The organism is Gilliamella sp. ESL0441, from assembly GCF_019469185.1.
GTDB lineage: Bacteria > Pseudomonadota > Gammaproteobacteria > Enterobacterales > Orbaceae > Gilliamella.
The window spans coordinates 1,107,353-1,122,078 of sequence record NZ_CP048264.1 but is presented as its reverse complement, the minus strand read 5'-3'; the positions used below and the strand labels follow the sequence as shown (position 1 = coordinate 1,122,078).

8 protein-coding genes are annotated in these 14,726 nt (G+C 33.5%); all 8 read left to right on the top strand.

From position 1 onward, the window contains the following. The first annotated feature begins 317 nt into the window (after positions 1-317). The 8 genes from GYM75_RS04945 to GYM75_RS04910 all read left to right on the top strand — a co-directional run bounded on the left by GYM75_RS04945 (position 318) and on the right by GYM75_RS04910 (position 14,720). Positions 318-1,175: a hemin ABC transporter substrate-binding protein gene (locus tag GYM75_RS04945; protein ID WP_220217053.1), complete on the top strand. Its 858-nt coding sequence runs from the start codon at positions 318-320 to the stop codon at positions 1,173-1,175. Between the two features lie 138 nt (positions 1,176-1,313). After that, positions 1,314-3,617: a TonB-dependent receptor domain-containing protein gene (locus tag GYM75_RS04940; protein WP_220217052.1), complete on the top strand. Its 2,304-nt coding sequence runs from the start codon at positions 1,314-1,316 to the stop codon at positions 3,615-3,617. 328 nt (positions 3,618-3,945) lie between these two features. Next, positions 3,946-4,590: a YjfI family protein gene (locus GYM75_RS04935; protein ID WP_220217051.1), complete on the top strand. Its 645-nt coding sequence runs from the start codon at positions 3,946-3,948 to the stop codon at positions 4,588-4,590. Positions 4,591-4,621: 31 nt separating this feature from the next. After that, the gene (locus GYM75_RS04930) at positions 4,622-5,314 is read left to right on the top strand and encodes a PspA/IM30 family protein (protein WP_220217050.1); all 693 of its coding nucleotides are present in this window, start codon (positions 4,622-4,624) and stop codon (positions 5,312-5,314) included. A 99-nt stretch (positions 5,315-5,413) separates the two neighbouring features. Next, positions 5,414-6,067, top strand: a complete 654-nt coding sequence (locus GYM75_RS04925; RefSeq protein ID WP_220217049.1) for an OB-fold-containig protein — start codon at positions 5,414-5,416, stop codon at positions 6,065-6,067. Between the two features lie 54 nt (positions 6,068-6,121). Further along, a complete protein-coding gene (locus tag GYM75_RS04920) occupies positions 6,122-8,215 on the top strand; it encodes a hypothetical protein (protein WP_370632159.1) in 2,094 nt (697 codons plus the stop codon). A gap of 116 nt (positions 8,216-8,331) precedes the next feature. Further along, entirely contained in the window at positions 8,332-13,275 is a 4,944-nt protein-coding gene (locus tag GYM75_RS04915) for a DNA repair ATPase (RefSeq protein WP_220217047.1), read from the top strand. A 506-nt stretch (positions 13,276-13,781) separates the two neighbouring features. After that, positions 13,782-14,720 carry a hypothetical protein gene (locus tag GYM75_RS04910; RefSeq protein ID WP_220217046.1) on the top strand — a complete coding sequence of 313 codons (939 nt, stop codon included), beginning with the start codon at positions 13,782-13,784 and terminating at the stop codon, positions 14,718-14,720. Positions 14,721-14,726 lie beyond the last annotated feature (6 nt).

The window sequence follows — 14,726 nt, the reverse complement described above, 5'->3', positions numbered from 1 at the left end:
AAGATTAAATAATAATTATTATCATTTATCAATATATTTTATTGATTATTTTGTAATTACTTGATATTTTGATGATTATTACTAGTATACCAATCGGTGTTTTCAAGAGTATAAACTAATTTTTAAACGGTTCGTCTGTTTTTTAGCGCTTAAAAAATCTCCAAAATTATTTTTTTCCTGAAATTTGAAGCAAGCTTTCAATTCTAAGTTAAGACTAACGAAAAAAATCATAAAAATATCATCAGAATTCTATTGATAATAGTTCTCATTTTCAATATAGTGTTATATAGATGTATTTTTGTGATAAGGATTTTGTAATGATTAAAAAAATATATACAACCTTTTGTCTAGCTTTACTTGTTGTTACTCTTAACGGCTTTTTTAATGTAAGTTATGCCAAGGAAAGGATTGTTATTGCGGGTGGTTCATTAACTGAAATTGTTTTTGCATTAGGCGATGGTAATCAAGTTATTGGCGTAGATAAAACCAGTAATTATCCAAGTGAAACAAAAAATTTACCTCAGATCGGTTATTGGAAACTACTCAATATTGAAGGAATTCTCTCTCTTAACCCAACTTTATTTATTGCATTTAACGATATTGAGCCAGACTACATATTTTCTCAATTATCTCAAACCAACGTCGATATACTTTCATTACAACGAGTGCCAGGAACAGTTGATTTACTTTACCAAAACATTGAAAAAATATCAGAAAAGTTGAATAAGCAAAATGAAGGTAAACAACTTATTACAAAAATAAAAACAAATCTTTCTCAGCTAGAAAACAAAATCTCAGCTCACCCTCAAAAGCCCAAAGTATTATTTATGATGAGTATGGGGGGAAGTAACTCTGTTGCAGGAAAAAATACCACTGCTGATGCCCTCATAACCATTGCTGGAGGCGAAAACTTAGCCAAGCACAATAGCTACAAAACATTCAGTGCTGAATCGTTAATCAAGATGAATCCTGACGTTATTTTACTTAATTCTCATTCCATTACGCAATTAGGTGGAATTGACAAAATAGAGACTATACCAGGAATAACTGAAACTTCAGCATATAAAAATCAGAGAATTAAAGCAATTGATGACAGCTATCTTTTTGGTATTGGACCTAGAGTGGATCAAGTTGCAGATATACTTTATCAAAGTTTTTACCCAGAAAATAAATAATCCAAAAGTTAAAAAAATTTTAAGTGAAATTTAATTAACGATTAGAAAATCAATACAGCTAAGTTAAATACATTATCAAATCTGTATGAAATATTGAAAAAATTTAGTTTATTTAGTTTTTAAGATTGAAGGTTAAAAATGTTATACATTAAAAATTTGAAAAAAACTGGCACGTTAGCTTTAGGTCTAACACTAACAATGCCAGCATTAGCGACTGAAAAACATGATGATGAAAAAATTAGCGATATCATGACAATTACAGCACATGAATCGATTAAACAACCGGGTACCAATACCGAAATTTCTGAAAATGATATCAGACGAAATGGTGGTACAAATTTCGGTACCCTCATGCGCTATCAACCTTTGATATCAGCTCCAGGTAACATATCTGGCTCAGGCAGTGGCAAAAGTAGCTGGGATAGAGGTGGATTTACGGGTTACAACATTCGAGGGTTAGATGCAAACCGTGTATCTATCGATATTGATGGTATGCCATTACCCATTGCACAAGGTCGTGTAAATTCAGTTGGTCGAGCCGGTTTTGGATCCTATGGGATAGGACGTGATTACATCGATACCTATATGTATAACAAAGTTGATATTCAATCGGGCGCTACTTCTGTTAGTAACGCAAACAATGCGCTTGGGGGGTCGGTTTCGTTCCAAACTAAAACAGCAAGTTATTATCTCTATCCTGGAAAAACGAGCTATTTTGGTTTTCTAAATAACTATGACAGCTCCGATAGAAGTTATCATCAAGGAATAACGATGGCAGGCGGAGATGATTATCTAAACGGTATTATTGTTTTAAGTCGTCGTGATGGACAACAAGGTAGAAATCATGGTGATTCAATTAATAATTATCCTGAAAATTGGCATTCTAATTCAATACTTGCTGGTTTTGGATGGCAAATGACTGATGAGCATCTTTTAAATGCCACTATTGATTACAACAATAAAACAAAAAATTCCCATTATGATACATGGGATAAGTATGGTAAAAAAATTGAATCCTACGATCACCAACGTAGTAAAAATAACCGTTTTAATTTAGCAATCAAAGATCAATGGATTCCAACTAACATTAGCTGGATCGATAGTCTAACGACTCAATTTAATTATCAACGTACTAATGTGTATGACAGCACGTATCTTCGACATACGACTAATGGTAACTATAACATTCAAACTAATTATAATACCAAAGCGTATAATTTTATTTCCACACTGCTAAAAAACCAGGATAATCATAGAATTAGTGCTGGTTTGAATGCAAAATGGAGTGAAGATGAATCCCCTTTTTATACTTCTGCTAAACCAAGGTATGGAAAGCTTTTCCCTGATGGTGATTATACCAAACCACAAGCTGACAGTCGTACTTATCAAATAGGTGGTTTTTTTGAAGATAGAATAAGTTTCAATTTCAATGGAGATCATAATTATTACCTCGTGCCTGGCATTCGAGCAATATATCAAAACACTAAACCTCGAAATTTAGAAAACATGGCAGTTACTATCGCTGATGCTTCTAAATTAGGTAAGCAATATAACAGTAATAGTGATTTTCAACTTTTACCATCTTTAGCATTGATGTATGACATCAATCCGACTTTTACCGCTTATCTGCAATACAAACGAAGTGCTCAGATGCCTAATCAGAATCAATTATACGGTTCATACTTAGCTCATAGCACCATGTATGTTCTAGTAGGTGATTCGAATCTTAAAACAGAGACAAGTGATAATTTTGAACTAGGTCTGAAGGGTCATCCAATAACAGGGATAACCTTATCAACAGCGGCTTTTTACAATAAATACAAAAATTTTATCGCTTATACACGGTATAAAAAAGATTTTGTTGGAACTGGCAACCGACTTGTGTATCAAGCTGAAAACCGTGATAAAGCATATATATATGGTGCAGAATTGAGTAGTGAATTTAACTTTGGATCATGGTTTGAACAAGTAAATGGTCTAAGTGCAAGATTGGGAATTGGTTATAATCAAGGTAAATCAAAATCAAGCTATTTAGGTGATAAATATATAGAAATGGATAGCATTGCTCCATTAAAAAGTACCATAGGACTAGCGTGGGATGATCCTAATAAATATTATGGATTGGCCTTAACTGCAACTTTCCAAAAAGGTAAAAAGACCAAGCCAACTTCACGTGAATCCTATAACAACGAAGGCAAACCAATTACTGATTCAAAAGAAGAATACTTCCGAATAGCAGGACATGGTGTTATTGATTTTACAGGTTATGTTAACGTAACTAAAAACATAAGATTAAATGGTGGTGTGTATAACGTTACAGATCAAAAATATTGGGATTATTTAAGTAATAATAAATTGTATCGTAACTCAGATCACAAATATCTCGATCTTTTCACTGCACCAGGTAGAACTTTCCAAATTGGGTTAGATATTGATTTTTAAATCAAACCTAATTCACTCTAACTAGCCCACTTAGCTGGGCTTGCCATGAAACTATTTTGACTATTTTATCTTCATTCATACACCACATCTTTACAGAACTTAAATTTAGTTAAAAAATCTTTTAATTTTATGTTAAGATTGCGTAAGTCCGTTAGTGCCATAACCTAAATTGAAATATCAATTCAACATCTATCGGGTAATTGATTGAAGATTTAATGAAATTATTCAGTCTAATTAAACAATAAAAATATCACATGTAATATTTACATGTGATATTTTTCTGTTAACATATAGTCAATATTAATGAAATAAATCCAAAATCAATTTTATGAAAAAAACTAAAGAAACCAAAAGTTCAGCATTTTACCAACAGCAGTATCGTGAGCGACTGCGCAACCAAGGTTTTATAAAAAAGGAAGTTTGGATTTTGCCAGAAAATACGTCAAAGTTACTAGAAATTGAAAAAAAATTTCGTGAACCTTTGTTAGTAAACAACCAGTGTTTTAAAAATGATATACAGGAATATAATGAAATGAAGAAAAAAGAAATTTGGTTAATTACAGATCTTTATGAAGAACTGAATAATTCTGAATTAGTTAAGCAAGGTTATGCAACCGTTGAAATTATAGATGGTGTTGATGCATGTTTACATATTATTATGCATGAATATGGCGATTTACCATTATTTTTAAGTGTTTCAAATCAACAAATAATTGTTGAAGCGTTACTCTGGTCGACTAAAGTTATAAAAGAGCAAACAAAATTTAATGAAGAGGTTTTACATTCTCGAAAACTCTTCCCTTTATCAACTATTGCTATTGAAAATTCTGGTGATGGATCGGTGAACTACATTATGTATGGTGCTTTAAGTTCGTCTTCATTACTTAGTAACATCATTTACGAATTAGAAACATTATCTGATAATGTAATCAAAGCCACTGAAGCTTATGATCATTACATTAATATTAACTAATTAACTGAATTTATTAATAAGGAGATTAACAATGACTATCTTCAAAAAACTGGTAACAGCACTTCGAGGTGGTATTAATGAGGCTGGAGAATCAATTGTCGATTCACAAGCTTTACGTATACTTGATCAAGAAATTCGTGATGCTGACAACGAATTAAAACAAGCAAAAGAGTCTCTTGCTAATATACTTGCTCAACAAAAATTAGCCGATAGAGAAGTTAAAAAATCTCAAGAGAAAATTGCTGAATACGAAAGCTACGCTTTAAAAGCTTTAGATTCAGGAAATGAAGAATTAGCTTTAGAAGTAGCTGAAAAATTATCGATTCTTGAAAATGAATATGATAACCACAAAAAACAAGCAACTTATTTTACTGAAAATGCTAAAAATTTACGTCAAACAATTTCACAAACTGAAATTAACATCCGTAATTTAAAACAACAAGTGGATATCGTCAAAGCAACTGAAAGTGTACAAAAAGCGCAGTCAGCTATTGCACAGCGTTATGGTGGTTCTACAGCTAAATTACAAACTGCTTTAGATTCTTTAGAACGTATCAAAAAACGTCAAGAAAAAACAGCAGCAATTATTGAAGCAAAAAATGAACTGGCTGTTGATGAAAACAAAAGCTCACTAGATAATAAACTTGAAGCAGCAGGAATAAAACCTGGTAATCAAAATGCAGCAGCTATATTAGCTAGATTAAAAGAAAAGCAAGCTAAATAAGTTATTTAGCAAAGATAATTTTTAAGTTAGAATACAAAAAGCAATTATATAATTAACTAAGTTTTTTAGCTAATTTGGAAATAAATATAAGGAATTACAATGGAGCTTTTCTGGGGAATATTTTTTTCTTTTCCTGTGATTATCTTTAGTGGGCTATTAACACTTTGTGTCTTGTATTGGTTAGTCGCGGCAATTGGTATATTAAGTGTCGATTGTTTAGATTTCGACTTTGATTTTGATATAGATGATCTGCCAACTGATATGCCAACATCAGGATTTGGTGGTTTATTAATGAAATTTGGATTTAATGAAGTTCCAATGACATTAGTAATTACACTAATATCTTTGTTAGGCTTTTCTATTAGTTATTTTTCCTTTCGTTTTTTAGTCCTACCGCTATGTCATATTACATTGTACTATTACATAATGGGTACCTTCATTTTCATAATTGCCTTTATTTCTGCAGTTTATCTTACTGCTTATATCATAAAACCTCTCCGTCCCATTTTTACTAAACTTAATATTGCCAATGATCACAAATCATTATTGGGTCAAACCGTTGAAATTCGTACAAGTTCTGTGAATGAAACCAAAGGTGAAGCTATTTATGAAGACGGAGGAGCTGGTCTAATTCTGCAAGTAAGATGTCATGATTCTCATCAATTCAAACGAGGAGATAAAGCCATCTTATTGCGTTATGATCAAACAAATAACAGCTATGAAATAATTAGCATAGAAGAATTTAATGGTTAGTAAAGTATATTTTTTTGGAGAAAGTAAATTATGTCAATCGATTCTGATACTATAATGTTTTTTCTGGTAGTTGTAGGAATAGCATTCCTTGTAATTATCGGATTTTTCTTATTATTTAAAGCATTTTATATAAAAGTTCCACAAGGTACCGCTCTTATCGTAAATGATATGACCTCAAAGCCTAAAGTACATTTTACCGGTGCTTTAGTTTATCCTGTCATCTACAAAAAAGAATTTATGAAAATTTCATTAATTACTTTCGATGTAGAACGTCGTGGTAAAGATGGATTAATCTGTAAAGATAACCTTCGAGCAGATATTTGTGTTGCATTCTACCTTCGTGTAAATGAAACCACTGAAGATGTATTAAAAGTAGCAAAATCGATTGGTGTAGATCGTGCATCTGATCAAAAAGCGGTTAGTACCCTATTCAGTGCTAAATTCTCTGAAGCATTAAAAACAGTTGGTAAACAATTTGAATTAGCGAAACTTTTTGAAGATCGTATGAATTTCCGTGAACGTATTATAGACGTCATTGGTAAAGATCTTAACGGTTATGCTTTAGAAGATGTTGCTATTGATTACTTAGAACAAACACCTATCAAATCACTTGATCCAGATAATATATTTGATGCTGAAGGTATTAATAAAATTACCGCTATCACTGCTGTTCATAAAGACGAAACAAATAAGCGTGAAAGAGATTTGGAGTTAGCTTTAAAAAAGAAAGATACCGAAACAATTGAAGCTAAATTGGAACTTGAACGCCAACAAGCAGATGCCGAGGCTCGTCAAAAACGTGAAATCGAAACAATCCGTGCCCGTGAACAAGCTGAAACACTTAAAGTTCAAGAAGAAGAACGTTTAAAAGCAGAACAAGCTAGAATTCAATCACAACAAGAAATTGAAGTGCGTGAAGAAAATCGTTTGCGTGAAGTTGAAGTTGCTCAACAAAATCGCCTAAGAGCAATCGCAATTGAAGAAGAACGTGTAGAACGAGCGCGATCATTAGAAGTTGTTGCTCGTGAACGAGAAGTTGAATTACAACGTATCGAAAAAGACAAAGTTCTTGAAGAAGAAAAGAAAATAATTGCTAACGTTATTCGTGAACGTGTCGCTGTTGAAAAAACAGTAGCCGTTGAAGAAGAAAATATTAAAGAAGTCCGTGAAGTTTCAAAAGCAGATCGTGATAAACAAACCACAATTATTGAAGCTGAAGCTAGAGCTGAACAAGAATTAGTAAGACAAGTTAAACAAGCAGAAGCCGATGAGCAATCTTCAAAACATCGTGCTATTGAAATTAGTACTATGGCTCAAGCAGAGCTTGAAGCTGCTGCTAAACAAGCTGAAGCTAAAAAACAACTTGCTCAAGGAATTGAAGCAGAAGAAGCCGCAATTGGACTTGCTGAAGCAAAAGTACGTAAAGCACGTGCAGAAGCTGAAGAAAAAGAAGGATTAGTCAAAGCTAACATTACAGCCGAAACCTTATTAGCAGAAGCCAGAGGAAATCAAGAAAAAGGATTATCCGAAGCAAAAGTGATTGAAGCAAAAGCTTTAGCGACCGAAAAACAAGGTTTAACTGAGGCAAAAGTTCTTGAAGAAAAACTATCAGCTCAAGCTCGTGGTGATGAGCGAATTGGTTTTGCTAAAGCAGCTGCTACCAAAGAGCAAGGTCTTGCCGAAGCTTTAGTTATTCGTGAACGCCTAACTGCTGAAGCGAATGGTTTAGTTGAGAAATTCCAAGCAATGGGCACAATGAATGAGCAATCTAAAAATCATGAAGAGTTCCGCTTGGCACTTGAAAAAGGCTTTGAACAAGCTATGGCTGCAATTGCTGCTAATAAAGAAATTGCTAGAGAACAAGCTGAAGTTCTTGCTGCTGCATTCAGTAAAGCAAACATTGAAATTGTTGGAGGTAATGACAACTTCTTTAATAGTTTCTCCAAAGCAATTAGTGTTGGTAAAGCAATTGAAGGAACTGTTAATCAAAGCCCTGTCCTTCAATCAGCATTGCAATCTGTGCTATCACGCTTATCAGGCAATAAAGATATCAATTTAAAAGAAACGCTAAAAAATACTGATCTAAAAGCGTTAGCACAACAATTTTTACCATCCGATAGTAATAAAAAACAAAGTGATAGTGAATAACGCTTCACTTTAAAGATAATCGTACATAATGATTATCACTATCATCTGTTTTCGGTAGAAAATACGTTTCTATCGAAAACAGCTTCCCTTTCTGTATAATGATCAATGAGTTTAAAATGGCAGAAATAGAACAAGAAAACGAACAACAAACAACACTTGATAAAGCGGTCGCTGAAGGCGGAGCTTATGAGATCCTTCGAAAACGTCTAACCTCATTAGGACAAGAATTAAATCAAAAAACAGAAGCGTTAAATCTACAGCGTCTTACTGAATTTGGTAAAAGTGATATGTCCATTATTGGACGAATTCGTATAAGAACTGAAAATAACTGTATAGCAAGAGATATTGTCCGTTTTGGTGATTGGTTACTTTTCGGTTATAACGTTTTTCTAGGATTAAAAAAAGAAACCAAAATTGAAGATGTATTTTCACTTTATCAACTTGTTGAGCGGGATGGAAATTATGAAGCCGATTCAGTTGATCTATCTAATACATTTTTAAATATTGATCGATTTGTTCAAGATTTTAATGAACTTTATACTTATTATAAAAACGCTCAATTACTCCAGTTAGTGGAACGCGATGGAAAACTACTTGCAAGTTTCCAGATTGGTGAACGAGTCAGCGATATTCGGGTTTTCCGATGGTCAATTTCGAGCGATAAAAAAACCATTAATTATATTGATAATCGTGGTGAACGTGATATTGCACTTCCTCCTGCTTATGATTTTGAATGGATAGAAACCACACGAGAAAATATTGTCAATGGTCGATTTCCACATATTAATATCTTAGATACTGTTTTTGTTGAAACTATTGGTGGTGACCTAACCATCAAATGTGAAAACAATACGAATGATGGACTAGGAATTTATCGTGAAGAAGTGCTTGATAAAAACCAATCGATCAACGATGCAAAAATTGAATACGCAAAAGTTGGATCATTAATTCTAATCAAAGTTCTACCTTATCGTGAAGAAAACTGGCGTTATTTAATCTATAACACCCTCACCCAAAAAGCCCAACGAATTGATTTTATTGGACAAGCTTGTATTCAGCTACCTGAAGATCATGGTGTAATCTTTCCTGGTGGTTATTATTTGCAAAATGGTGAATATAAAACCTTTGATCAGTCTATGTCAGGTATGCGATTTAGACGCATCAGGCGCTCACCAAACGGTGAAGATGTTCTTTATATATTTTATGATCCAAATTCTGGTCGTTTAGCATTATTTAATTACAACATGATTGAACGAAAACTTGATAACCCTATTCTAGGTCACGGTTATGCAGTTTTTGAAGATGGAAGGATGGTCGTATTTGAAGGCGAAAATAATGAACCAACACGAGTTCATCCAATGCAAATTTGGCAAACGCCTTTTTATAGTGACGAATATGCTGCGACGCAACCAACAAATAACAGCTTTTTAGGTAAAATCGGTAACGCTGAATTAGTACGCGGTATATCTGATCTTTACTTTATATCGCGTGAAATAGATAACCAATCTGTTTCATCTCAACTTTATAGCAAATTAAGTGAGGATACTAAACGACTTTTTGATAGCTATTTCTGGCTTTCTGATGAAAAGAATTTATCATTCTCTCCAATTTTACGTAATATCTCGCAAACAAGTGAATTAGTCCTTGATGAATATGAAAAAGTTGAAAGCATACGCCGTCAATCGGATAGTGCGATGCGTGAAGCGATCACCAATCAACAAGACTTATTAGCAAAATTATATCCAGATAGTTGGCATGAAACTCATGAATACGTCGATGCACTTAATGCGATAAAATTGCAATTAGGTAGTTTGGTTACATTACAAACATATCGATATATAGATTTAAATCAAATAGATATAATGGAAAATGAGCTAAAAGAACGTCAAACTTTAGTTTCATTAGCAACAGCCAAATTTTTAGGCAGTGATAAAGCATTAGAACCATTCATATCTAAAATAGAGGAAATTGAAAAGTATCTTACTAAAGCGGACACAGTTGCCAAACTTGTCGAACCGATAAAAACCGCTGACCAAATGTCAGAAAACTTAGATATGCTTTCTCAATTAATGGCGTCATTAAAATTTGATGATGTCACATTACAAACAAAAATCATTGAATCGATCGCCGAAGTTTATGCCAAACTCAACCAAACGAAAGCACGCATTAACCAAAAACGGAAAAATCTTTCCAGCGTTGAAATGGTGGCGCAATTTGGTGCTCAATTCAAACTCTTTAGTCAAAGTATTGCCAGCGCATTAAGCTTAGCCACGACACCTGAAAAATGTGACGATGAACTATCAAGGCTATTAGTTCAACTTGAAGAACTCGAAAACCAATTTAGCGAAAGTGAAGAGTTCTTAAATGACATACTGGCTAAACGTGAAGAAATCTTAGAATCATTCGAAACGCACAAACAAGCGCTACTTGAAGATCGAACAAGACGAACCGAAACATTACTGACTGCTGCTGACAGAATTTTAGACAGTATTCCACGACGAACAGCAAAATTTTCAGATCAAAACGAACTTAATGCATTTTTTGTTGCCGATCCTTTAGCGCTCAAAATTCGTGAAATAGTTGAAAAATTACGTGCGCTTTTTGATAATGTCAAAGCTGATGATATTGAATCTCGATTCAAAAGTGCTAGAGATCAAGCAATACGTTCTTTACGTGACAAATCTGAAATTTTTGAATCGGGTGGTAATGTCATTAAACTTGGTCCAAGACATAAATTTAGCGTTAACACTCAAGAGCTCGATCTTACTATTGTACCTAAAGAACATCATCTTTACTTACAATTAACAGGTACAGATTATCAAGAAAAAATTGACCATCCAAAATTAGAAAGTTTTAAACCTTTCTGGACAATTTCATTAGAATCGGAATCCCCAACTGTATACCGAGCAGAGTACCTAGCCTACTCAATTATCAATTCGGCGCTAAAAAAGGAACATAATTTTAGTTACGAAGATTTATCCAGTCAGTTAACTCAACCTGATATGTTAAATAAAACCGTTCGTGACTATGCAGCGATGCGATATCGTGAAGGCTACGAAAAAGGTATTCATGATCATGATGCGGTAAAAATATTATCAAAATTAATTCCTTTAGGTGAAGCGGCTGGATTACTACGCTATAACCCTCTTGCACGTAGCTTAGCAATGCTCTTTTGGCATAATAATCAAAAAAATGATATCGCTAAATTATGGCCTGAACGAGCAAAAACCTGTAAAGATATTCAAGCTTTATTTGGTCATGATGAAGGATTAAAAAACTTACAAGCTGAAATGTCAGTTGAACTCTCTCAATTTTTGGAAAAATATCCAATTCAACATGAGCATTATCATATCAAACAAGCAACTGAGTACCTAAGTTATGTTTTAGCTGAAACGCCTCTACAATTTACTTTAAGTAAATATAGTAGCTATTTGTATGAAGGATTAAAAGCTCGACTTGAAGAATCTCACATACTCGGAGACTTTAACCAATCTCAATGCAATCTTAAAAAACGACTAGCGGATCGTTGGAATCTGATTGAAAGCTGGTTTAAAGGACTCTGTACCCTTCCAGATTATCAAAAGTTATCAGGGTATATTGCTGAAGCAACGATCTTATGCATGTTTGATAAAGAAAGTAATATAGCCTTGGAAATTAGCGAAATTGAGCTTGATATTACAGTTAATGACTTATTAGGTGAACACTCAAGTATTTCTCAAGGCGTGTTAAATATTAATTTAGATGACTTCTTTAGCCGTATGCGTAAGCAATCTAGAGTCATCATTCCAGAATTCCAACATTATCAAAGCCTTCGTCAAGAAGTACTAGATGAACAACGAGACTTTTTACACTTAGATGAATTCAAAGCAAAACCTCTAAGCTCATTTGTACGTAATAAGTTGATTAACCAAGTTTACCTACCTATTATAGGTGACAATCTAGCCAAACAGATGGGAACAGTTGGAGAAAGTCGTCGTACTGACTTAATGGGCTTATTATTACTCATCTCTCCGCCAGGTTACGGTAAAACAACTCTCATGGAGTATGTTGCAAATCGGCTCGGCTTAATTTTTATGAAAATTAACGGCCCAGCACTAGGACACAGCGTGTTATCATTTGATCCTCAGCAAGCGCCAAATGCTACCGCTCGCCAGGAACTTGAAAAGCTGAATTTAGCGCTGGAAATGGGTAATAATGTCATGTTATATGTTGACGATATTCAACATACTAATCCTGAATTTTTACAAAAATTTATTTCATTATGTGATGGTTCTCGTCGTATTGAAGGGGTTTGGAAAAATAAAACCAAAACTTATGATCTTCGAGGTAAAAAATTCTGTGTCATTATGGCGGGTAACCCTTATACCGAATCAGGTGAGGTTTTCAAAATCCCTGACATGCTAGCCAACCGTGCAGATATTTACAACTTAGGGGAAGTTTTAGGTGGCATGGATGAAGTGTTCGCATCAAGTTATATTGAAAACTGCTTAACATCAAATCCGGTATTATCGCCATTGGCACTGCGTGATCTTAATGACTTATATCAATTTATCGACCATGCGCAAGGAAAACCGTTAAACAGCAATGAACTTAGCTATGCCTATAGCCAAGCGGAAATTAGCGAAATTGTAGCCGTACTGCGTCATTTACTGAAAATTCGAGAAGTCGTCTTTAAAGTCAATCAGCAATATATTATTAGTGCAGCGCAATCAGATAAATACCGAACAGAACCGCCGTTCAAGTTACAAGGTAGTTATCGAAACATGAACAAACTTGCTGAAAAAGTCTCTTCAGTAATGAATGATGAAGAACTCAATCAAATTATTGAAGATCACTACTTGGGCGAGGCACAACTGCTGACCAACGGCGCAGAAGAAAATCTGCTTAAACTTGCTGAAATTCGAGGTGTGTTAACAAAAGAACAAACTAAACGTTGGCAACAAATCAAAGCTGACTTTATGCGCAATAAAACACTAGGTGGTGACGAAGCGAATACCGGAAACCAAATTGTTACCCAATTAGCTGACTTAGTACAAAGTGTACAGGCATTAAAATTATAAAGTGGTTGATTTATCAAAAAAGCGGAAATTTAATTTCCGCTTTTTCTTAGAGAATGATGATCATGAGTCAGTTAAGTTAAAATAAAATTGATAAACAATTAAACCAGACAATAATTTGGGGAGAACTAAAATAACGATAAAAATATACAAATGAGTAAGGAAAACATATGACTTATATAAAGAAAACAAATTACATTATATGATGAAAGAGAAATTTATAATTCCGGAAAAGAATACATTGAAGCTACTTAAAAAAACTTATTATTTGTATGACTTTATTTTGAGGATCGGATGCAATCAAGTCCTACAACCAAAAAGTTTTAAAATCATCAATGGAAAACCTTTTGATATTAGACACCTCGGTTTTTTCGTTCCTATCGATATCTTTTCATCTAAATTTAAGGGTAATTATAATTAAGAATCTTTAGAAAAAATTTCGTCTCCTTATGAGGATGAGGTATTTTCTTATATTTGCCACAAGGTAGCAATGAGTTGAAGGTATGGTAATGATGAAAAAATTAATCAGTTTATTTTTAGTTAGTTGTTTTTTGTTTTCTTGCGGACAAGCACAAAAAACAGATAAACAAATAATTCAAGAAACTATGCAAGCAATTGAAGTACCAAAGCAGTACAAGCAAGAACCTGCCTATTATGTCGGGATTTACAGTTCACATGTTAAATGGGAACTATTTATTAATGATACACAAGCGTTTGATCATTATCAGGGTAAAATTACCAGTCCCATTGTCCCACTAAATTATAATATACTGGGCAGTGGTAAACAAAAAATAACCTTTCGCATTTATCCCCCGAATGGACAGGCTGTTTTAGGCAAATATGCCGCTTTTAGAATGAGATTATTTTACAATAAAAATTTTAGAGATAAGGAAGATCCAGAAATCCATATACTAGATTTCGAACTGCCTTATGAAGAGACTAAAGATTTACCTTATTTTGAAAAATCGTTTGAATTTGAAGCGCAAGTGCCTTATCAAATGACAGGTTGGACAAAATCTAAAGATTTAACCAAAGTCCCCGATTTGGAACAAAAAGTAGTTAAAAAAATAGAGGCGTTGCGTACTATTTTAGAGAAAAATAATACAGAAGCTTACTTTCAAGCAATCATGCCCAGAGAGAAAGAAAAATTTATCTGTTTATATGCCACTCAACAAGAAATTGAAAATTATCTTCAAGAAAGTTCTTTAACCAATGGGGAGTTTTCAAAGATATTTGATGATATACAAATTTTACCGATTGAAGATTATCAGATAATAATTGAACCCAATAATAGGATTGTAAAATTAAGACAAAAAGACAAAGATGATTTTTCTGACGGAATTAAATTTAAAGCAATTTTTAAAGAAAATAATAAGGAGTCTAATGGAAGTTATTTATTCCGTTTCCATATCCCCGAAGGCTCTGACGAATTAGAGGTAATAAGATAGGTAATC